Consider the following 22,140-nt stretch of genomic DNA (forward strand, 5'->3'; position numbering starts at 1 on the left):
TTTATCGTGTCTGCTGTGAAAGTCCCTTGATGTTTGTAATTACCCAGTCGAAGGTATCTGTTGTGAGAACAGAATCGCAGTACTCGCATACAGTCGAACGGTTGATGTCGATATGAGCGCCGCAGTGCGGACAGGTCTGTGCAGTAGTGCCTGTAGAGCGTGAAGTCTTTACGCCCTTGCTGCGGATAAGAGTCCATTCATATTTCATGAATTTTTCCTTGGTATTGCTTCCGCGGACTACCTTGCCTGTAGCGTCATCAACAACGTAGTCAACGATACGTGTGTTGAGTACCGCAACTATTACATCGTGGTCGTATTCGGGCTTCCAGCCTTTAAGCTCAACGCCGAGAACTGCAATGCGCTCAACGCGGTTGGTCTGGTTGCTCTGACGGTATTTATCGAGTTGTCTGTCCATCTGTGCATAGAAGCTGTCTGAAAGATAAGGACGCAGCTCATGTATATCCTTAGCCTGCCAGTCGTTCTGGAAACGGACATAGAGGTTTGAGAGCTTTTCTCTGAACTCTGATTCAGAGAATGACGGGTCTGTCTGTAAATACGAAGACATATTGCGCAGATCGGCTGTACAAGAAGGTCTTGGAGCGTTCATCATCTGCTTTATGTGTTTATTACGCTTTTGATTGTCGGTTATCTTCGGGATAATGTAGAGAACGGCAAATATTATGAGTATGAATATGACTTCGGCTGGGTCTGCCGAACCGCCGCCGCTGCTGCTGCCCGAATAGCTTCCGCCGCTGTCCCAGCTGCTTCCACCGCTGTCCCAGCTGCTTCCGCCGCTGTCCCAGCCTCCGCCGTAGTCGGAGTCACCGGAAAAATCGCCGAAATCTGCTCTTGAACTTAGCGGAATGATGAGTATGCTCAGTATGAGCAAAATAACGGGAATGATTTTCTTGAATTTTTTCATGGATAGATATACCCCCATATATCATAATTTGACTTTTACGGATAAAAAACCGCATGTCTGACATAATTATATCATATTTTATGATTTTTGTCATTCATATCATAAGGATATTTTTCACGAAAAAGGCAAGTCTGTTTTGTGCATATCGTTAATGGGATACAACTTTCAGATACGTGAATAATCGTTGCGATACGGCAGATAATAGGCGAGAGGTGAAAAGATATGAAACAAAGCGGATTGCTGCCCGTGCTCGATGAGAGCATAGATGAGATAAAGCGGATATCGGGCGGTTCGTCGGATCTGCTCATCAACAGGTTCGTGACAGGCGGAGTACACTGCGCACTGCTTTGCTGTGAGGGAATGGTATCAACGTCCGTGATAACGGAGATGATATTTGAGCCTGTGACGGATATACCGCAGCAGGATAGCGCATCGGAGCTTTTTCACTATATCTCCGAGGAGCTTTTGCTGTCCACGGACAGACCTGAGGTAACGGATTATGATGAGCTTTTCAGGTATGTGGATTCGGGATTTGCTGTCCTTATCGCCGAGGGCATGGAAAAGGGACTTGCATTCGGCGTTCAGGGATACAGCTCCCGCGGTGTGCAGGAGCCGTCAGGCGAGGGCAACATCATGGGAGCTCATGAGGGCTTCACGGAGACTGTACGCACGAATATGTCCCAGATACGCAGGCGGCTGAAAAGTCCCGAGCTTGTTATGGAGCTTATGGTCAAGGGGGAAAAGAGCTTTACGGATATATGCCTGTGTTATATGAAGGACCGCGTTCCGAAAAAGCTAATGGCGCAGATACGCAGCTCACTGGAGGATATACGTCTTGAGGCAATACTTTCCACAGGACATATACGCCCCTTTGTGGAAAACAGCAGCTTCGAGGTTTTCAGCTCTACGGGCATCACCGAGCGTCCCGATGTGCTGTGCTCGAAGCTTATCGAGGGGAGAGTGGCTGTCCTTGTGGACGGCGTACCCTATGCCATAGTTATACCGCGGCTGTTCTGCGAGAGCTTCCAGACTCTCGATGACTATGCCTTCAAGCCTTACTATGCCACGTTCATACGCTGGCTTAAATATCTGGCATTCATCATAGCAGTCCTGCTGCCGTCCTTTTACGTTGCTATTGTGATGTATCACCCTGAACTTCTCAACAGCACCTTGTTCATGCTGCTGGTGGAGGCAGAGAAAAAGGCACCGCTGTCCATAGTGACAGAGGCGATGTTCGTGCTTCTGATGTACGAGGTCATACGCGAGGCTGGAGTGAGGCTGCCTAAGCCTGTAGGCGGAGCGGTCAGCATCATAAGCGGACTTATCATAGGCGATGCGGCAGTCAATTCGGGACTTGTGAGCACTCCGCTGCTGACTATGACAGCTCTTTCGGTACTGGGAGGACTTGTTGTACCCGACCTTAACCCACAGGTAACGATACTGCGTTTCGCATTTGTCATTGCAGGCGGTATGCTTGGACTATTTGGAATAAGTCTGCTTGCCTGTGCAGTACTTGTGAATATATGCGCTACTGAGGACTACGGATTCCCGTACACAGCACCGCTTTCGCCGTTCAGGAGAAAAGGTATGTCGGATACGGCAGTGCGCTGCGGTATAAAGAAGCTTCAGGACAGAGGATTTACAGTGGAGGAATATCATGAATAGTGTTTCAAAGAGCCAGTTTACAGCATTACTGATGATAACGGATCTCTTTGGACTTTTCTGCTGCGGCGGAATGATATCGCTTATGACGCTGTACGGCTTTCTTGCAGCAGCCGCGGTGCAGTACCTGTTTGGTGTTGTTTTTTCAGTGCGCGGCGGAGAACTCAGCAAAAAAGTGAAGTGGCTGTACCTTGTGTATGTGGTATTCTGCGGAGGAACGCTCTTTTCAGCGCTCTGGCAGACAAGCAGTGTCATATATATCCCTTATGAGAGCAGTCACGGCATATGGGGAAGGCTAATGACAGCAGGACTTATTGCAGCCGTATGTCTTTACAGCTCATCAACAGGCATAAAAACAGTAGCCCGTGCGGCGGTGATAGTGGGAGCTCTTGGAGCAGCCTGCCTTCTCATCGACTTTGCAAGTGCGGTATTCAATGCAGAATGGCATAATGTGCAGCTCCCCGAAAAGAGGAGCTTTATAAGTGAATTCGTGCGCGGATTCGCATACAGCAGCGGACTTGGCAGCTTTGCAGTGCTGCTCGGTGATGTCAGGGGAGAGAGAATAAAGGCGGTAACAGGCTATTTTGCGGTAAAAGCAGCTGCGGCAGTCATAGTGCTGCTGACAGTGCTCTCTGTCGCAGGAGGCATAATGCCGCTTGCTGATTTTCCTGTGATAACCGCTGCGCAGCTTTCCCAGCCCCTTGATGCACAGCGCATAGATTCGCTGTTCCTTGTGGTATTTGTAGTGTTTGCGGTATTTTCGGTCTCGTTGCAGGTCATGACAGGCGCGTATATCATCAGTGAGCTCTTTCCGCGGTTCACAAAGTGGCGGAGCACGGCGGTGATAGCTCTTACAGTGGCGGCTGCTGTAGTTATGCCGTCACAGCCGCTTGTGCTCCTTCGCGCTGCTGCGGCAGCTGCTGCAATGGCGGCGGCACCTCTGTGCGCAAAAAAAACCGCTGCATGAAGCAGCGGCGGGGAACGTATTATTTGCGGCTTTTCTTTTCACGCAGCTGTTTGAAAAAATCAGAAAGTATAGCTGCACATTCTTCTTCCATTACTCCGCCCGTGACTTCGGGACGGTAATTGTAAGGATAGTCGAACATTTTCTGTACCGAAACGGCAGAGCCGCTTTTGAGGTCGTATGCACCGAAAATAACGTTGTCGATGCGGGAATTGATTATTGCGCCGCAGCACATCGGACATGGTTCGAGAGTGACATATATCGCGCACTCGGGAAGCCGCCAGCCGCCGAGAGTTCGGCAGGCTTCGTCGATAGCGATGATCTCGGCATGAGCAAGAGCGTTCTTAGCGTTCTCGCGTCTGTTTCTTCCCTCGCCGACGATCTCGCCCGTGGTCTTTTTCACCACAACAGCGCCCACAGGGACTTCACCCTCGTCGAATGCGAGCTTTGCCAGTTCAAGTGCACGGCTCATGTATTTATCCATCTGGGATCACCTAAAATATGAGTTTTATGATAGCTGAGAGCAGACAAAGGCATATCACAGCCGGTGCAGGGAAACTTTTACAGGCGATATTTAGCCTTTCCTTGCAGGTTATCTCTGACTTGTAGACTGCAAGCCTTGTGTACTTTGTTCCTCTTATGAGGTAAAGTATGATTACTCCTGCCGCTCCTGACACGAATGCTATGAGTATGAAAGAGTTTCTTCTCAGGAATGCGGGATCGCTCGAATTTTCCTCCAGAAGCACCAGTGCAAGGCGGTACATTTTGAATACGACCTGTACGAATATAGATGTGAATATAGAGCCGCTCCTGAGCATTGACACAGAGGCAACTGCTGATATAAGGACAGCGGCAGGAAATTCACGGAAATCCTGTACAAGCAATCCTGCCATGGCAGAAGTGATGACTATGGCATATCTGTCGCCGAATTGCCGCAGAGCGCCGAAGATAGCGCCGCGGAAAAGTAATTCCGTCATTATTGAAATGATTATAATGTCAAAAATAGTATAAACCACGAACTGTTCCTGGTTCCAGACTGAGATATCAGCATTTATGGAACGGAAGTAGTTGAAAAGCTGCCATGTTCTGTTGGTATAGATATTAGGAAGGCTCGCAACAGCGCTTATAGCCATGGTCATACAGATAGCGCCTATCAGGTCGGGAGTGTGGTTCAGAGTGCTCATATGCTCTACCTGACGGGGCATTTTCAGCTTTTTATGAAGGTATATCAACGGGACGAGCAGCTTCACAAAGCTTATGCCCATCAGAGAAGAGATTATCTCTGAGCTGCCGCCGTACCATGAGGTGCTGAACATGGAAGTATGTATGTCGAAACCCATGAAGTCGAATATACCAACGATGATCTTGCCTATTATATTATCTATGACTATCCACATGAGCATTGCGATGCCTGCAATATACATTATTTTGCTTATGCAGTCACGCTCGGCAGCTGCGGCTGACTTTGATTCAAACCCCTTTCCGTCCACGAAGACACTTTCCTTGCGGTTCTGCTTGAAGTTGAAAGCGTAGGGGTTCTGTTTATTTTTTCGCCATGTTTTGAAGCTTTCATTATAGACATCATTCTGTGTAGAATAATCGAATTGGTCTACAACATTAATAATCATTTTTTCTGAGGTGTCAGTGAGATTCATTGGCTCACCTCCTACAAATTCTCAATATAATATTAACATATTTTATGCGAAACAGTGTTGAATTTTTAGCATATTTATGTGAATAAACGGTGAATTGCAAAAAGGAGTGCTATTTTGAAAAGTATTTTTATGATATTATCATGTTTAGCTCTTGCTGCGAGCTCGGGGTGTGCTTCGGGAAGGATACACGAGAGAAGCTACCTCAGAGCAGCGGCGGTCAGCGGAGCTGATAACAGCTCTGTGACGTTTTCGTTTTACGATGAAGGCGTTATCTCGGCACAGGGAGAAGATATCGACTCGGCAAGGTCTTGCGCTGAGCTGAAAAACGGCAGACCGATATTCACGGGGTATACCGATCTCCTTATAGTTGACGGCACGAAATGCTGCAAGCTTCTTGAGCATATGCTGAACAACTGGAAGGTATCACCGTCATGCATGGTGGTATACAGCTCTGACGGCGTGAAGCTCCTTGATGAGTACAGTGCGGAACAGCTCAGAGGAATGGCTGAGCAGTCGGTGAAAAAAGGGATATCTCCTGAATGTGATGTAATAACTGTGCTTGGAAAGCTCTGTACGGGACAGTGTGCTGAGGTAACAGAGCTTAACAGTGACGGTACGGCAGGAAGCCGAATAATTTATTAGTTCTGGTGGCGCACAACGCCGTATTCGTCATCGAGCCTATAGTATGGACAGGCATAGTTCGTGCCCTGCAAAAAGCGGTACATCTCGTCTTCATCGAGATTCACCATGCACACATAGCAGTCATAATCGTCATCGTAGACGTAGTTCGTGCAGGTCTCGCAGTTAGTCGCTTTTTTCTTTTCCATAGTATGCTCCTTTCCGCTCAGGTCGTTTATTGCAGCTTATCCTTGATGATCTTTACGATAGCCGCAGCGGATTCCTCTAAATTGAGTTTTGTGGTGTCTACGAGAACGGCATCGTCAGCCTGTTTCAGAGGAGCTGTTTCACGGTGCATATCCTGATAGTCGCGCTTGATGATATCATCGAGTATCTCCTGATACGTCGGACAGTCGGGCTTTTCTGCAAGCTCCTTGTAGCGGCGGTTGGCACGTTCCTCGGCGGAAGCTGTAAGGAATATCTTAACGTCTGCATCGGGGAGAACGACTGTACCGATATCGCGTCCGTCCATGAGGACGTTGTTCTCACGGGCGATCTTCTGCTGGGTGTCGAAAAGGTAAGCTCTTACAGCAGGGATAGCAGATGTGCGGGAAGCAGCCATTGATATCTCGGGAGTTCTTATAAGGTCTGAAACATCTCTGTCACCAAGGAATACTCTCTGCACACCGTCGATGAATCTGAGAGAAACATCAGCCTTTTCAAGGGAAGCAGCTATCTCATCGTCGGGGATAGCGTTTTCGGTTATATAGAGCGCGATCGTGCGGTAGAGCGCACCTGTATCGACATAGATATAGCCGAGCTCCTTCGATACCATTTTTGCGATGGTGCTTTTTCCTGCACCTGCAGGACCGTCTATTGCGATATTGATAGTTTTCATATTATTCTCCTTTGTGATGAGCTTTATTGAAAAGCCGCATTATCACTTTTTACTTGAATATGCCTGTCTGAGTTTTCTGATAAAGAAAAAAAGAAAACAAAGACCGACCAGTGCCATGATAATACCGAGGATCACGTTATCATTCCTGAACATAAGGAATGCGATAAGGAAAAACATTCCTATAAAAGCGGCAAAGAATAAGAGTATCATGGCTTTCAGTATCAAACGCAGCGGTTTTGGTAACCTGCTGCTTTTGCTTGCTTCATATATGCCTTTTCCTGTGATTTCCAGAAAGAGTTCCAGTATAATTTCAAAGATGATCTCCATAGTATACCCCTTCCTGCGGCAATGATTGTCAAATAAATATCATTTGATCTTAGCCCCCAGCGGCATGAGCGAGAGCTTTGCCAGCTTGAACATCTGCATACCGAAGGGTATCCCTGCGACAGTAATGCATAGCAGAATCCCCCATACTGTATATTGCAGAGCCATGAGAAGTCCGCCGAATATGAGCCATACTATGTTCAGAGAAGTCTTTACCACACCGCCGTCGTATTCAACTTTTTTGCCGAATGGGCAGAACGACAGACTTGCGAATTTAAAACATTGTTTTCCGACAGGTATGCCGACAATGGAGAGACACCAGAGCAGTCCCAGACAAAACCAGCTGAGACCGCTGATAAAACCTCCGCATATCAGCCATATGATATTACCCAAGCACCCCATAATGATTCTCCTTTATATCATGCTTATGCAGTCGACAGAGGATCAGATGTCCTCCATTGACAGAGTTGCGACAGCGTTCAGGCTTTCGTCGGCTGTAATGCCCGCGAGCAGGTTATAGCTGCCCTGACAGGCTATCATAGCGCCGTTATCGCCACAGAGCTTCTTTTCGGGCATATAGAACTCGAATCCTCGTTCTGCACAAGCTTCGGAGAGCGCTGCACGTACCCCCGTGTTAGCGGAAACTCCTCCTGCAAGTGCCACCTTTTTGTATCCGAGAGCTTCTGCTGCACGGATAGTCTTATCGGTGAGTATATCTGCGATAGTGCCCTGAAGGCTTGCTGCAAGATCGTTTTTGTTTATATCTATGCCTTTCTGTTCGGCATTATGGAGCAGGTTGATGACATTGGTCTTCAGTCCCGAAAAACTGAAATCGAATTCGCTTCCCGCAACGGCAGGGTGAGGGAGCCTGAAAGCGTTCCTGTCACCTGTTTTTGCAGCGTTGTCGATATGTACGCCGCCGGGATACGGGAATCCCATTGCACGGGCGCACTTGTCAAAGCATTCACCTGCTGCGTCATCGTGAGTACGTCCGACCACGCGGAACTTTGTATAGCTGAGCACCTCGATGATATGGCTGTGACCGCCGCTTGCCACAAGGCAGAGATAAGGCGGTTCGAGCTCGGGAAAAGTGAGGTAGTTCGTAGCGATATGTCCTGCTATATGGTGGACGGGAATGAGCGGCTTGCCTGATGACATTGCAAGAGCCTTTGCGAAGCTCACTCCCACAAGAAGCGCTCCGATAAGTCCTGGAGCGTATGTTACGGCAATGCCGTCAAGATCGGCGAGGCTCACCTTAGCTTCGTCGAGCGCCTGACTAACAACGCCGAGGATATTTTCACAGTGGCGGCGCGAAGCTATCTCGGGGACTACTCCGCCGTATTTCCGATGCTCCTCTATCTGAGTGGAAATGACCGACGAGCGTATCTCGCGGCAGTTTTCCACAACGCTTGCGGCAGTCTCGTCGCAGGAGCTTTCTATTCCGAGTATGAGCATATAATGACCTTCTTTAGTTATTTTGGAATGAAAAATGATCTCATTCCTGTGCCGAAAAGCGGCGGAAGGGGACTTTGGGGGTTCACAAACCGCTACTTTATGGCAAATGTCTCACCTATTATAATATAACAAAACTGCTTGATAGTCAAGAGTTTTTTTATTATTGTCATAGTAACGGCATTAAATGTTGTCTTCGTGCACAAAATAGCACGAAAGTTATACCACTTTTTGCGGACTTTGCATATGTTGTTCATTTTTTGCGGATACAGTTGACATAATTTGTGCAAAGCGTTATACTGAAACTACGGGATATCGTCAAAAAGTGAACTTTAGTTACATATTTCGGTGCTGTGTTGTTTAAGTTTACTTTAAGATTATTTTAAGACTGGACAGATATTATAATTACACCGAATGACGAAAACAATGCACATAATACAGTGTGTAAAAACATGAAAGATCATATGGAGGGATTGAAATGTTAAAGAAAAATGCACGCAGAACAGGAGCAGGTATAATGAGCCTTGCACTCCTGCTCGGTACAGCAGGTTATTTTCCTGAAACAAAAGCTGCTGCTGCAAGCGGTGTAACGATCAATGAAGTCTGCCCGAAGAATACTGCATATGCTGCCCCTGACGGCGGTAAGTACGACTGGGTGGAACTTTACAATAATTCGGGAAGTGCTGTGGACATAAGCGGTTGGGGCTTCACGGATACAGTTGAGACACCTTACCGTTTCACTTTCCCGTCGGGAACTGTTATACCCGCAGGCGGAAGAAAAGTGTTCTTCTGCGACGGTACAGCAGGCGAGAACAATAAGGCTATCGCACCTTTCGGTCTTTCTACAAGCGGCGAGACTCTTACACTTACGGATAATTCAGGCAATATCGCATCACAGGTAACCTTTGATGCAATGGCAAAGGATACTTCCTACGGTCAGTATCCCGACGGAAGCGGCGAGTTCTATGTTCTCAGCGGAACTCCCGATGCTGCAAACGCAGCTCCCGAGGGCTCTAACGCTGTAAGGACACCTTCCTTCTCGGCAGAGAGCGGCTTCTACGACAACGGCTTCGCACTCACTATCGACGTTCCGCAGGGAACTACGGTATACTATACTACTGACGGCAGTGATCCTTCAACCGAATCCGAGAAATATACAGGCGCTATCACTGTCAGGGATATGACAAGTGAGCCTAATAAGTACAGCGCAAGAACCGATGTTACCGCTTATACAGATATATTAGCTCCTGACGAGGGCGTTCTCAAGGCAGCTGTTGTACGTGCGGTAGCGGTTGACTCACAGGGCAGAAAGAGCTCCGTGATAACAAAGACATACTTCATTGGTTCTGCCAATGTTGAGAGATACAAAAAAATGAAGGTCATCTCACTCGTTACTGATCCCGATAACCTTTTCGATTACGAGAAAGGCATCTACGTAAAGGGTAAGGTTTACGACGAGGGCGGCACAGGCTTCACATTCCCGGGTATGGGAGACTGGGGCAACGGTCAGAACGGCTGGAACATGGGCGACCAGAACGGTCAGAATGGTCAGAACGGCTGGAATATGGGCGATTGGGGCAACCTAAATCTCGGCGGAGCAGGCGGCCCTGCGGTAATGGCAGATGAAGACGGTCAGCAGAACGGCGGCTGGAACATGGGCGGCTGGAATATGGGCGGTCAGAACGGTCAGAACGGCGGCTTCGGCGGTCAGCCTGGTGCTCAGCCGGGCGCAGGCGGTGGATTCGGCTTTGATATGGGCGATATGGCATTTATGTCCCAGGCAAACTACAACCAGAAGGGCTCTGAGTGGGAGCGTCCCGCAAATATCGAGGTATTCGAGAACGGCAAGAGCGTTCTTTCACAGGACGTAGGTATCAGAACTAAGGGTGCAGCTTCCCGTGCATGGCCGCAGAAGAGCTTCAACATCTTCGCTCGTCAGGACTACGGCAAGAGCAGCGTGGAGTATGACCTCTTTGAAGGAAAGGCTACAAAGGAAAAGAATAACAAGGTCATCGACAAGTTCGACGGCTTCACCATAAGAAACGGCGGAAACGACAACATGGCAGGCTACTTCCGTGATTCCGTGAACCAGTCTCTCGTAGGCGACAGAGATATGGCTACACAGGCTACGAGCGAGTGTATCCTCTTTATTGACGGCGAGTTCTGGGGCATCTATCAGCTCATGGAGAAGTACAATTCCGACTATTTCAAGTCTCACTACGGCGTTAAGAAGAACGATGTTGCTTTCGTCAAGAACAGCAAGCTCGAAGAAGGCGACGATCAGGATCTCAGCGACTGGAACAACCTCCTCAGCGAGATATCCAGAGCAGATATGACCAGCGATGCAGCTTATCAGCAGATATGCCAAAAGCTCGATATCCAGAGCTTCATCGACTACTTTGCAGCACAGATCTACTGGGCTAACAAGGACTGGCCAAACAACAACACCGCTGCATGGAGAGCAAAGACTGTTGACGAGAGCAATCCTTACGCAGATGGCAAGTGGCGTATGGTATTGTTTGATACGGAGTACGCTTCAAGCCTTGCTGATAAGATAAACGAGACAGGTCCTACCTACAACAGCTTCAGCCAGTTCGGCGGAGGCGGCGGAATGGGCTTCGGTTTCGGCATGGGCGGCGGTTCGCTCAGCGGAGCTTTCACAGCCCTTATGAAGAACGCAGAGTTCAAGAAGCAGTTCGAGCTCAGCTTTATGGATATGGCAAACTATAACTTCGATACAAAGAAGACAAAGGCTGCTATCAGCTACTACAAGGGCTTCAAGCAGCAGATACTCGATACATATAAGCGCTTCCCGTCATCGAAGCATACTCACAACGAGCAGACCTTTGAGGAGGATTATCAGCTCCTTGAGACCTTCTACAATACAAGATACAGCAACGTTACGAGCCAGATGAAGAACTATATGGGACTTACAGGCAGTCTTGCAAGCGTATCCGTAAGCAACGACGGCAGCAAGGGTTCTGTAAAGTTCAATACCATAAAACTTGATGATTCCGAAAGCACATACACAGGTAAATACTTCACTGATTATCCGGTAACTGTAAAGGCATCAGCCAAGGAAGGCTATAGCTTCGACCACTGGGAGGTAACAGGTGCGACCGTTGCAAATACAAGCTCTGACGAGATCACAGTTCCTGTAAGCGAAGGCGTTTCTATCAGAGCTGTATACAAAGCAGGAAGCGTTCAGCCGCCTGTAGAGACTACAACTACTACACAGCCTCCGACATATGGTGAGACAGTTTTCGGTGATGCTAACTGTGACGGCTCCATCGACCTTTCAGACGTAGTTCTTATCATGCAGAGCCTTGCAAGTCCAAACAGGTATGGTCTGAACGGAACAGAGGCTACGCATATCACAAGACAGGGTCTGACAAACGCAGACTGTTCAGGTGAAAAGGGGGTTACAACTGCTGATGCGCAGGCGATACAGCGTTATCTCCTTGGTATCATTCCTTCTCTTCCCGAGAAATAATAATACATTCTCAGCCATACGCATTTCCTCTGCGTATGGCTGAATCACTATATGATATAAAAATAGCCAATGCTTTTTACAGCATTGGCGTGTTTTTTATGCCTTTATCTCGGTGTAATAGAATACCGCAAGCTGAGTTCTGTCGCGCAGGTCGAGCTTGTCGAGGAGACCGCTTATATAATTTCGGATAGTGCCTTCGCCGAGGAAGAGCTTTCCCGATATTTCCTTGTTGCTCAGTCCCTCTGCCACCAGCTCGATTATCTCGCGTTCCTTGTCGCTGATGCCGTGAGCGGCAAAATCGTAAGTCTCGCGGGGCTTGATGAGTTCAGGCAGCTTAGTGATTATCTGGTTGCCGAAAACGCTCTGACCGCCCATTACAGCTTCGAGAGCAGGAGCGATCCCGTCAAAATCCTGCTTTAGTATGTATCCCTTTGCCCCCATGTTCAGAGCTTTTATGATGTACTCATCGTCCGAGAACGTGGTGAGGTAGAGTATACGCGCATCGGGATAGCTTTTCAGTATCCTTTCGCCTGCTTCAAGACCTGTTATTCCCTCCATGCGAATATCCATAAGCATTACATCGGGCTTGATCTTGCTGTAGAGCCTTATGGCTTCCTCGCCGCTGGAGCCCATTTCGGCAACTTTTATTTTCCCTGTGCTTTCGAGTATGGTCTTCAGCGAAAGGGCTACAAGCTTGTCGTCATCTATTACAATGATATTCATACTTTACTCCTTTATGAATGATCTATATCAGTTTTTTCTGCATAACTACAGCGTTTTCACGCGGATCGGCATAAAAGTTCCTGCGCACAGACAATTCTTCAAAGCCGAATTTTTTATAAAGAGCGATAGCTCCCTCGTTGGACTGTCGTACTTCAAGGAATATGCTCTCTGTATCCTTCGGGAGAAGCTCTGCAAAGCGCTTTAGCAGCTTTTGAGCAAGCCCCTTCCTGCGATAGTCAGGGTGGACGGCAACGCTGGTGATATCGGCTTCACCGAGAGCGGTATATCCCGACAGCAGGGCGATCACCCTCTTATCGTCCATGATGTACAGCACTATGCCGTTATCCTTCTGAGTTTCCGAGCGGAAGGACTCAGCCGACCAGCCGTCAGCTCCCACGCAGAGCTTATCGAGAGCGGAGAGCTGTGCGAAAATATCGTCATTGAACTGAGAATCAAGGATATCGAATTGAGAATTATTCATCGTTTCCCTCCTTTGCAGGAACTTCGTTACATGATTCGGGAGCGGGGATTAATGAGCGGCAGGGGTACAGCGTCACGCTGCTCAGCCCTTGGCATCATACCATGATTTTCCCTGATGCACGTCAACTTCGAGAGGTACGCGCATATCGTAAACGTTCTGCATCTCCTCTTTGAGCAGTTCTGCGCACTTGTCCGCGCAGGAAATATCCGATTCTATGATAAGTTCGTCGTGTACCTGCAATATGAGCTTTGCATCGAGCTTTTCCGCTTTGAGGCGGTTGTAGACATTTATCATAGCTATCTTGATAAGGTCAGCGGCAGTTCCCTGAACAGGCGTATTCATAGCGATGCGCTTGCCTGCTTTCTGGATATTCTTGTTCGAGGACATCAGTTCGGGGATAACACGTTTTCTGCCGAACATTGTGGAAACATAGCCGGTTTCCATAGCGCTGGCAATAGTTTCCTTCATAAAGCCGCTTATCTTTGAGTACTTGTCCATATAATCGTCGATATACTTCTGAGCCTTGGGCTTTGATATTTTCAGCTCTTTCGCAAGCGAGAAGGCTTCTTTTCCGTACAGTATACCGAAGTTGATAGCTTTTGCGGCGCTTCTCATTTCGGGAGTTACCATAAACAGCGGCATATCAAAGACCTGTGCCGCAGTTGAGGTGTGGATATCCTCGCCTGATGTGAAGGCTTCGGTCATATTTTCGTCGCCGCAGAGATGTGCCATTACTCGCAGCTCAATCTGGCTGTAGTCGGCGTCTATGAGAGTCCTGCCCTCGGCTGCGGTGAAGAACTTCCTCATCTGTGAGCCCAGCTCTGTGCGGACGGGGATATTCTGCATATTCGGTTCGGTGGAGCTGATACGGCCTGTTCTGGTCTCAGTCTGCCTGAACCATGTGTGTATACGTCCGTCGGGAGCTATCTTGTCGAGAAGTCCCACGACATAAGTGGAGTTCAGCTTTGTATACTGCCTGTATTTCAGAACGTTATCGACAATGGGGGCGTAGCTGCGGAGCTCCTCAAGGACTTCCGCGCCCGTAGAGTATCCGCTCTTTGTCTTCTTTTTTGCAGGAAGTCCCATTTCCTCAAACAAAACTGTTCCCAACTGCTTTGGTGAGGCGATGTTGAATTCATGACCTGCTTCGTCGTAGACCATCTGCTGAGTTTCCTCTATCATTTCCGAGAGGTATACGCCGAAATCCTCAACGCCTTTTTTGTCGATGAGTATGCCGCTGTCCTCCATGGAAGCAAGCACCTCCGTGAGCGGCAGCTCTATCTTTTCAAGGAGTTCGGTCATGCCCTCGGAGTCTATCTCAGCGCGGAGCTTCTTTACAAGGGCACTGAGCGACAGCAGCTCGGCAAGCTCTCCGTTTTCGCTGTAAAAATGCACACCGTACTCGGCGCAGAGCTTATCGACAGTGTACTCGGAGGCGGAGTTGTTGAGCAGATAACCGCATATTGCAGCGTCGTTCCTTATATTTTTCAGCTCACCGCCGCGAGCCATAGCCCAGCGGTAGTGTGCCTTTGCGTCGTCGGTGGACTTAGCGCAGTCCGAACCAAAGAATACGAGTATGAGCTTCTCGTCGTCAGTGGTATAGACGTTATCGCCGTCACGTACAGAGAGTTTTTCGCCGCGGAAAAGGTACTCACATTCGGTGAGCTTTTCAATAATATCAGCAGTAAGCTCGCTGACCTTTGCTTCGATTACAGGAGCTTCCTCGGCTTTGACTTCGGGAGCTGCATTAGCGCTCTCGGCAGCGTTTATGCCCAGCTTGTCCAGAAGCTTGAACATTTCCAGCTCAGTGAGCATCTGACCGATAGCAGTTTTGTCGGGAGTGCCTAATTTGTAGCTTTCAAGGTCATTATCTATGGGAGCATTACGGACGATAGTTGCAAGCCACTTGCTCTCCTTTGCTGATTCCACACCTGCGGCAAGCTTAGCCTTCACGCCCTTTGTAAGGGAAGAATCCTCGTAGTTCGCATAGAGGTTTTCGATGCTTCCGTATTCCTTGATAAGGGAAGAAGCAGTCTTTTCGCCGATACCTGCAACGCCCTTGATGTTGTCGGAGCTGTCACCCATGAGAGCTTTCAGGTCGATGAGTTTTATGGGCTCGAAGCCGTAGTCCTCGTTGAAGCGTTCTGGAGTGTAGTATATGTTTTCCTTATTGGTAGCAAGGATAACAGTGACTTTATCGTCGATGAGCTGAAGGCTGTCACGGTCGCCCGTGAGAACATAGCACTCATTTCCGCTGTCAGAGCAGAGCTTTGAGAGAGTGCCGAGGATATCATCTGCTTCAAAGCCTTCACACTCTACGACCTTTACTCCCATGAGCGTAAGGAGCTTCTTAACTCTGGGGAGCTGTTCGGCAAGCTCGGGCGGCATACCCTTACGGTTAGCCTTGTATGTCTCGACAGCCTTGTGTCTGAACGTAGGGGAGCGCAGGTCGAAAGCAACTGCAACGGAATCGGGAGCAACATCGCTGACATTGCGCAAATATATATTCATAAAACCGAAAATTGCATTGGTGAACTGACCCTTTTTATTGGAAAGCATTTTTATGCCGTAGAATGCGCGGTTGAGAATGCTGTTACCGTCTATTGCGAGAAGCTTCATAAATACCTCCTGTTTGTAGCGATTAGCCTGTAGGGGCTGTTCTCACCTTTCGGTTCGGTCGGTGTTTCTGCTTTGCAGAGGTGTCCGCTGGACACTCACACCGTCTCCGACAGCCCGTGATTTACATAAAACAATGCAGGGAACGCCGCTCTCGGCGTTCCAATACCAGAAAAAATTCGTATCGACGGGCGCTTGGAAAACGCACCTGCATTGCGGTTAACTTATCCTGAATAATATTATACCACATTATAATTAAAATAGCAAATGCAGCGCGGAGAGCTTGACAAAAATATAACAACGTTCCGTTTTTTATATATCACGGCAACGGTCTACAGCGTAATGACAGGGGTCTTTCCGCGGTAAAAGCAATAAATGCAATAACTATAGGTAATATTGCTATTCCGAAAAAATACCGTTAAAATATACCCTGCCGCTATTGACACATTGACAAAAAATAGATATAATAGTATTAGAGGAATGTTTGATTTTTGTCAAATATCCTGTTACGCGGCATATTCCGCATATAAGATGATAATTTTTTAGGAGGTATTATACAATGTCATTGACAAAGAACCCCAATGTATTAAAGTGGGTTGACGAGATGGTTGCTCTCTGCCAGCCTGATAAGGTAGTTTGGATCGACGGCTCTAAGGAGCAGCTCGATGCCCTCACAGAAGAAGTTACTTCACTCCCTGATGACAGCTGGGACAAAATGTACAAGCTCAACCAGGAGAAGTATCCTAACTGTCTCTACCACAGAACACGCGCTAACGACGTTGCTCGTGTTGAGGACAGAACTTTTATCTGCTCTAAGGAAAAGAAGGGTGCAGGTCCAACAAATAACTGGATGGCTCCTGACGAGATGAAGGCTCTCCTTACACCTATGTACAACGGCGTTATGAAGGGCAGAACAATGTATGTTATCCCATATTCAATGGGTCCTATCGGTTCTCCTCTTGCTAAGGTAGGTGTAGAGGTTACTGACTCTATCTACGTTGTTCTCAACATGAACATCATGACACGTATGGGCAAGCAGGCTTTCGAGAACCTTGGTGATACTTCCGATGATTTCGTAAGAGGTCTCCACTCAAAGGCTGACGTTGATCCTGAAAAGAGATATATCGTTCAGTTCCCTGAGGAGAATACGATCTGGTCTATCAACTCTGCTTACGGCGGAAACGTTCTTCTCGGCAAGAAGTGCTTCGCACTCCGTATCGCTTCCTTCCAGGGCAAGAACGAGGCTTGGATGGCTGAGCATATGCTTATCCTCGGTCTCAAGAAGCCAAACGGCGAAGTTAAGTATATCACAGCTGCATTCCCATCAGCTTGCGGCAAGACAAACCTTGCTATGCTTATCCCACCTGAGGGATACAAGAAGGACGGCTATGAGATATTCACAGTCGGCGACGATATCGCTTGGATGAAGCCGGGCAAGGATGGCAGACTCTACGCTATCAACCCTGAGAACGGCTTCTTCGGCGTTGCTCCTGGTACAAATGCTAAGTCTAACTACAACGCTCTTGCTTGTACAAAGGAAGGCGCTATCTTCACAAACGTTGCTCTCGACAACAGCGACAACACTGTATGGTGGGAGAAACTCAACGAGAATCCGCCTAAGGACGCTACAGAGTGGACAGGTATCAAGTGCGACGGTGAGGCTTGGGTAGCTGAGGGCAAGAAGCTTGCTCATCCAAACTCAAGATTCACAGCTCCTGCAAAGAACTGCCCATGCATCTCTCCTGAGTTCAACAACCCAGAGGGCGTTCCTGTATCTGCTATCATCTTCGGCGGCAGACGTGCTACAACAGCTCCTCTCGTATATCAGTCATTCGACTGGACACACGGTACATACATCGGATCAGCTGTTTCTTCTGAGACAACAGCTGCTGCAACAGGTGCTGTAGGCGTACTCCGTCACGATCCAATGGCTATGAAGCCATTCATCGGCTACAACGTAGGTGACTACTGGGCACACTGGCTCGAAATGGGCGCAAGACTCGGCAGCAAGGCTCCTAAGATCTTCAACGTTAACTGGTTCAGAACAGACGACAAGGGCAACTTCCTCTGGCCTGGTTACGGCGAGAACATGAGAGTTCTTGACTGGATCATCAAGAGAGTTGACGGCGAAGTTGACGCTGTTGAGACTCCTATCGGATACCTTCCAAAGGCTGAAGATATCAACATCAAGGGTATCGAGGACGAGGTAACACCTTCTGCTCTCGAAATGCTCCTCACTGTTGATAAGGACGAGTGGAAGAAGGAGATCGCTGAGATGAGAAGATACTATGACGAGGACATCAAGGCTAAGGGCGGTAATATCCCACAGGCACTTTACGATGAGCTCGACATGATCGAAGCAAATCTCAACAAGTAATTATATTTGCACATACAGATAATGAAAGGCTGTCGCTTTTGCGGCAGTCTTTTTTGCAGAGTGATGTAGCGTTCATGTTGCAAAAAAGCTCCCGTCTGGGGAGCTTTTTGCATTAATTATAGATTATTTCGTATTCGCTTGTTAATTCTGAAATTTTGAAAAGGTCGTTAAGGACATTTTTTGCATTTTCGGTAACAGACGGGAAGAATTCACCGTCGTTTCTGAGCTTTTCCTCTTTTGCTTCTTTTAATCTGCTCATTAACGTAGTGTAATCTTCAAGCTTTGTTTCTGTGAAAATGGAGTTTTTTGCATCATAGAATTTGAAGCCTGATTCGTCCATTTCGTGAGACATAAACTGTGGTTCCGGAAGTGTTATGGTAATTTTCTTTTCTGTGTTATTAATGTCATATGTTAGCTGTGACAGGTCGATTCCAGCACTGACTATGCCGCTGTATGTGAAAATGACTTTATCGGTAGTCAGTGGTATTTTTACACCAAAAGCCTTTTTGCTGTTTTCGTAAATATCAACGTCGGTATAAGTGTATTTCATGGATATAAGGTCGCTTGCAGGCAAAAGGATCTCTTCAAGCGTTATGGAAGAAACAGTTGCTTCTTTTTTTATAGGTGCGGTTAATTTTTTAGGCTTGCTGAAAGCTTTTGCGCCGATTCCGATTCCGAAAATCAAAACAAGAACCGAAACGACAATTGATAAAACGAGTTTGTTTTTTATAAGCGCTTGCGGCTGAAATTTTGAGTTATTCGTTTCATTCATATACATTCTCCATTCATTAAATTAGGTTTTTGACCTTATAATCATTATATCATGTAATTAATGATTTTGCAATGATAATACAATATAAAATTCTTGCAACAACATTGTATAAAATCACAATAAAATGTTAGATAATGATTATAAGGAGCGTGAGAATATGTTTAAACTGCAAAAAGGTTACGAGGAATATGTCACTAAAACTTTCAGACTTCCAAAGGAATTTGTTGACGAACTTGAAAAACTTGCGTTTGAAAATAATCTTTCATTGAATCAACTGGTAATACAGTGTTTGAAGTATTCTATTGACAATCTCGATACTTCTGTTGACGGAGAAAAGAGTTGACTCACATAAAATGGCTTAACCACGCTGTAAAATGAAAAATATGCTTGACATATAATATTATTTATGGCATAATTTACATGTATAGCTATGGTATACTCGTGAGGATTTCCCGTGTATTCGGGAAAAATATTTATGAGAGGAGAGTTTTACTATGCTGAAAAAAATGATGGGCAGTGTTCTTTCTGCTGCCCTGCTTGCTACCTCAACAGTCTCAGCTCTGCCCGCAGGGGTAATGAATACAGCTGTTGCTGCTGAAAGCAAGTTTAACTATGCTGATGCTCTTGACAAGTCGCTGTATTTCTATGAGGTGCAGCAGGCAGGTCCGCTCCCTTCGTGGAACAGAGTTGAGTGGAAGAGCGATTCCACTATGAAGGACCCTGTACTCGGCGGCTGGTACGATGCAGGTGACCACGTAAAGTTCAATCTTCCAATGGCTTACTCAGCTTCCATGCTTGCGTGGGGACTTTATCAGTATCCGGACGGACTTGAAAAGTCAGGACTCAAACAGACTTATGAAAACAATCTGGAGTTCGTTCTCGATTACCTTGCGGAGTGCGACAAGGGCGACGAGATAGTTTATCAGGTAGGTATAGGTCAGGACGACCACACATGGTGGGGCCCTGTTGACCTTCTTGAGTACGGTATGGAGGACAACTCACATTCTGTAGAAAAATGTCGTGCAGCACTGTCTTCATCAGAGGGCTGTACCGCAGTATTCGGTGAAATGGCAGCAGCTCTCGCATCAGGTGCGGCAGCTCTTGACGGCGATATAGACGCATCAAAGAAGGAAAGCTACTTAAAACACGCTGTTAATATCTATAAGATAGCAAAGACTTCTCCAAGCGATTCAGTATATAATGCAAGTGATGCAAAGGGCTTCTATCGTTCCGAGCATTATTACGATCAGCTTTTCTACGCTGCAAACTGGCTCTACATAGCAACAGGCGACAGCGCATACCTCAATGATGCCAAGGAGTTCTTACCTAAGCTCCCGCAGATGCGCGGTGAAAGCTGTACAGCTTACGGCTGGGCACACTGCTGGGACGATAATACACAGGGCGGTATGCTGCTCTACGCTTTAAATACAAACGATTCAAGCGCTATAGCACACGTTAAGAAGCACTGCGACCGTTGGGTAAACGGCGATGAGGCTAAGAAAATCGCAGGCGGACTTCGCTGGCTGAGCAACTGGGGAAGTCTGAGATACGCAAACACAGCAGGATTTCTTGCAACAGTTGCAGCTGATACTATCCTCAAGTCTGAGGCTGACAGATACACAGAATTCGCAGAGACACAGCTCAATTTTGCTCTCGGTGACAACCCCGACAATCAGAGCTATGTTGTAGGATTCGGCGACAAGTATCCACAGTATCCGCACCACCGTACAGCTCACGGTTCATGGAAGAACGACCTTAAAGTTCCTTCAAAGACAAGACATATCCTCTACGGCGCACTCGTAGGCGGTCCTAATGAGGACGGCTCTTACAATGATGACCGTCAGGACTTCATCAACAACGAGGTAGCTACAGACTACAATGCAGGTTATACAGCAATGCTCTGTAATATGGTACAGAAGTACGGCGGAACTAAAGACCCGAACTTCCCTGAAAAAGAAGTACACGACGGTCCTGAATTCTATGTTGAAGTGCTCTCAAAGGGCGGCGATTCAAGCGGACAGACCATCAGCTTTAAGGCGACTAACCACTCTGCATGGCCTGCAAGAGTACAGGACAATATCTCATTCAGATACTATATGGACCTCAGCGAAGTCATTGCACAGGGCAAGAAGCCTGAGGAACTCGTTATCCGCTGCGACCGTGACCAGTCTGAGATGTATTCAGGCAAGGGCTACAAGAAAGCTGAGATATCCAAGCCTATCCAGTATGAGGGCAATATCTACTATATCGAAGTAAATCTTCCTGACGGACGAGTAGTTCTTCCTATTTCCGAAGGACAGCAGCAGTGCGAGATACTCCTTGCGCTTGTAATGCCTGATTACGGCAGCGGTTGGGATTCAAAGAATGACTTCTCCGCAAAGGATCTCGGAAAGACAACTACAGGCACAGACGGCTCTGCAAAGGGCGTAGTTACTCCTTACGTACCTGTATACGTAAACGGTAAGCTTTATTACGGCGAAGAGCCTGACGGCACAAAGGCTGACGGTCTCGGCGGTACAGGCGACAAACCAAAGGTAACAACTACCACAACAACAAAGCCTAAGACAACGACTACAACTACTACCACTACAGCTCCTGTTTCTATAACTTCAACAACTACAAATGGAAAAACCGTTACTGTCAAGACATACGGTGATGCAAACGGCGATGATAAGGTAGATATGTCAGACGTTGTACTCATTATGCAGGCACTGGCTAATCCAAACAAGTACGGCTTGAACGGTACGGCAGACAGCCACATCAGTGAACTCGGAATTGCAAGTGCTGATGTTGATAAATCAATCGAAGGACTTACAGCTAATGATGCGCTCCGCATACAGGAGTATCTCCTTCACAAGATAGACAGTCTCGTTCCCGAGAAATAATAATACTAAACAGAAAAGCTCCGCGGCGTAAGCGGTGTACTCATATAGAAACTTTACACGAAATTATCGGGGGAAACCTTTCTGAGGAAAGGTTCTCCCCCGTACCCCTTTCCAAAGACTTTTAACACGAATTTTTCTCTGATAGGGCGCTCATGATAATAAAAAAGCCCTGCAAGTTATGCAGGGAGCGCCCTATCAGAGAAAAATTCAAGCTGGAAGTTTTAGGAAAGGAGTTTGAGGAAGAACCCTTTTTCAAAAGGGTTTTCCTCAATATCTCACGTAAAAACTTCTGTATAAG

19 protein-coding genes are annotated in these 22,140 nt (G+C 47.3%); 7 read left to right on the forward strand and 12 right to left on the reverse strand.

From position 1 onward, the window contains the following. Position 1: 1 nt before the first annotated feature. Entirely contained in the window at positions 2-922 is a 921-nt protein-coding gene (locus K6G33_RS13590; protein ID WP_296780492.1) for a TIM44-like domain-containing protein, read from the reverse strand. 222 nt (positions 923-1,144) lie between these two features. On the opposite strand from K6G33_RS13590, the gene K6G33_RS13595 reads away from it, so the two are divergent. Both K6G33_RS13595 and K6G33_RS13600 read left to right on the forward strand, forming a co-directional pair. Then, positions 1,145-2,587, forward strand: a complete 1,443-nt coding sequence (locus K6G33_RS13595; protein WP_296780494.1) for a spore germination protein — start codon at positions 1,145-1,147, stop codon at positions 2,585-2,587. Beyond that, entirely contained in the window at positions 2,580-3,551 is a 972-nt protein-coding gene (locus K6G33_RS13600) for a hypothetical protein (protein ID WP_296780497.1), read from the forward strand. The genes K6G33_RS13595 and K6G33_RS13600 overlap by 8 nt, the downstream gene beginning before the upstream one ends. A 19-nt stretch (positions 3,552-3,570) precedes the next feature. On the opposite strand, the gene tadA is transcribed toward K6G33_RS13600, so the two are convergent. Both tadA and K6G33_RS13610 read right to left on the reverse strand, forming a co-directional pair. Beyond that, positions 3,571-4,032, reverse strand: coding sequence for a tRNA adenosine(34) deaminase TadA (gene tadA / locus K6G33_RS13605; protein WP_296780499.1), 462 nt, complete (start codon positions 4,030-4,032; stop codon positions 3,571-3,573). Between the two features lie 10 nt (positions 4,033-4,042). Next, the gene (locus K6G33_RS13610) at positions 4,043-5,203 is read right to left on the reverse strand and encodes a CPBP family intramembrane glutamic endopeptidase (protein WP_296780501.1); all 1,161 of its coding nucleotides are present in this window, start codon (positions 5,201-5,203) and stop codon (positions 4,043-4,045) included. Between the two features lie 114 nt (positions 5,204-5,317). Here K6G33_RS13610 and K6G33_RS13615 point away from each other — a divergent pair, with 114 nt between their 5' ends. Next, on the forward strand, positions 5,318-5,845 hold the full coding sequence (locus K6G33_RS13615; protein WP_296780503.1) for a hypothetical protein: 528 nt from the start codon (positions 5,318-5,320) through the stop codon (positions 5,843-5,845). On the opposite strand, the gene K6G33_RS13620 is transcribed toward K6G33_RS13615, so the two are convergent. From K6G33_RS13620 to tsaD, 5 genes are read right to left on the reverse strand one after another with little or no spacing between them, the layout of a single operon-like run. Then, entirely contained in the window at positions 5,842-6,030 is a 189-nt protein-coding gene (locus K6G33_RS13620; RefSeq protein ID WP_173450295.1) for a DUF6472 family protein, read from the reverse strand. The two genes, K6G33_RS13615 and K6G33_RS13620, sit on opposite strands and share 4 nt — an antisense overlap. Positions 6,031-6,056: 26 nt before the next feature. Further along, positions 6,057-6,719, reverse strand: a complete 663-nt coding sequence (gene cmk, locus K6G33_RS13625; protein ID WP_296780506.1) for a (d)CMP kinase — start codon at positions 6,717-6,719, stop codon at positions 6,057-6,059. Between the two features lie 42 nt (positions 6,720-6,761). Further along, positions 6,762-7,046: a hypothetical protein gene (locus K6G33_RS13630; RefSeq protein WP_296780509.1), complete on the reverse strand. Its 285-nt coding sequence runs from the start codon at positions 7,044-7,046 to the stop codon at positions 6,762-6,764. A gap of 39 nt (positions 7,047-7,085) precedes the next feature. Further along, positions 7,086-7,445, reverse strand: coding sequence for a YccF domain-containing protein (locus K6G33_RS13635; protein WP_296780511.1), 360 nt, complete (start codon positions 7,443-7,445; stop codon positions 7,086-7,088). A gap of 42 nt (positions 7,446-7,487) precedes the next feature. Further along, complete coding sequence (gene tsaD / locus K6G33_RS13640) at positions 7,488-8,498, reverse strand: tRNA (adenosine(37)-N6)-threonylcarbamoyltransferase complex transferase subunit TsaD (RefSeq protein WP_296780514.1); 1,011 nt, start codon at positions 8,496-8,498, stop codon at positions 7,488-7,490. A gap of 475 nt (positions 8,499-8,973) precedes the next feature. On the opposite strand from tsaD, the gene K6G33_RS13645 reads away from it, so the two are divergent. Beyond that, positions 8,974-11,988: a CotH kinase family protein gene (locus K6G33_RS13645; protein ID WP_296780517.1), complete on the forward strand. Its 3,015-nt coding sequence runs from the start codon at positions 8,974-8,976 to the stop codon at positions 11,986-11,988. A 96-nt stretch (positions 11,989-12,084) separates the two neighbouring features. Here the strand turns inward: K6G33_RS13645 and K6G33_RS13650 are convergent, their stop codons facing one another. From K6G33_RS13650 to polA, 3 genes are all read right to left on the reverse strand, one after another. Further along, on the reverse strand, positions 12,085-12,711 hold the full coding sequence (locus tag K6G33_RS13650; protein WP_296780521.1) for a response regulator transcription factor: 627 nt from the start codon (positions 12,709-12,711) through the stop codon (positions 12,085-12,087). 22 nt (positions 12,712-12,733) lie between these two features. Beyond that, positions 12,734-13,192: a ribosomal protein S18-alanine N-acetyltransferase gene (gene rimI, locus K6G33_RS13655; RefSeq protein ID WP_296780524.1), complete on the reverse strand. Its 459-nt coding sequence runs from the start codon at positions 13,190-13,192 to the stop codon at positions 12,734-12,736. Between the two features lie 81 nt (positions 13,193-13,273). Then, positions 13,274-15,811 carry a DNA polymerase I gene (polA, locus tag K6G33_RS13660; RefSeq protein WP_296780526.1) on the reverse strand — a complete coding sequence of 846 codons (2,538 nt, stop codon included), beginning with the start codon at positions 15,809-15,811 and terminating at the stop codon, positions 13,274-13,276. A 556-nt stretch (positions 15,812-16,367) separates the two neighbouring features. Here polA and K6G33_RS13665 point away from each other — a divergent pair. After that, positions 16,368-18,185, forward strand: a complete 1,818-nt coding sequence (locus tag K6G33_RS13665) for a phosphoenolpyruvate carboxykinase (GTP) (RefSeq protein ID WP_296780528.1) — start codon at positions 16,368-16,370, stop codon at positions 18,183-18,185. Between the two features lie 112 nt (positions 18,186-18,297). On the opposite strand, the gene K6G33_RS13670 is transcribed toward K6G33_RS13665, so the two are convergent. After that, positions 18,298-18,957, reverse strand: coding sequence for a DUF4230 domain-containing protein (locus tag K6G33_RS13670; protein ID WP_296780530.1), 660 nt, complete (start codon positions 18,955-18,957; stop codon positions 18,298-18,300). A gap of 157 nt (positions 18,958-19,114) precedes the next feature. Between K6G33_RS13670 and K6G33_RS13675 the strand changes: the two genes are divergently transcribed. Next, on the forward strand, positions 19,115-19,300 hold the full coding sequence (locus K6G33_RS13675; protein WP_296780532.1) for a hypothetical protein: 186 nt from the start codon (positions 19,115-19,117) through the stop codon (positions 19,298-19,300). 151 nt (positions 19,301-19,451) lie between these two features. Next, entirely contained in the window at positions 19,452-21,842 is a 2,391-nt protein-coding gene (locus K6G33_RS13680; protein WP_296780534.1) for a glycoside hydrolase family 9 protein, read from the forward strand. The last annotated feature ends 298 nt before the right edge of the window (positions 21,843-22,140 follow it).

This window comes from Ruminococcus sp., from assembly GCF_024691275.1.
In the GTDB taxonomy this organism is placed as follows: domain Bacteria; phylum Bacillota; class Clostridia; order Oscillospirales; family Ruminococcaceae; genus Ruminococcus.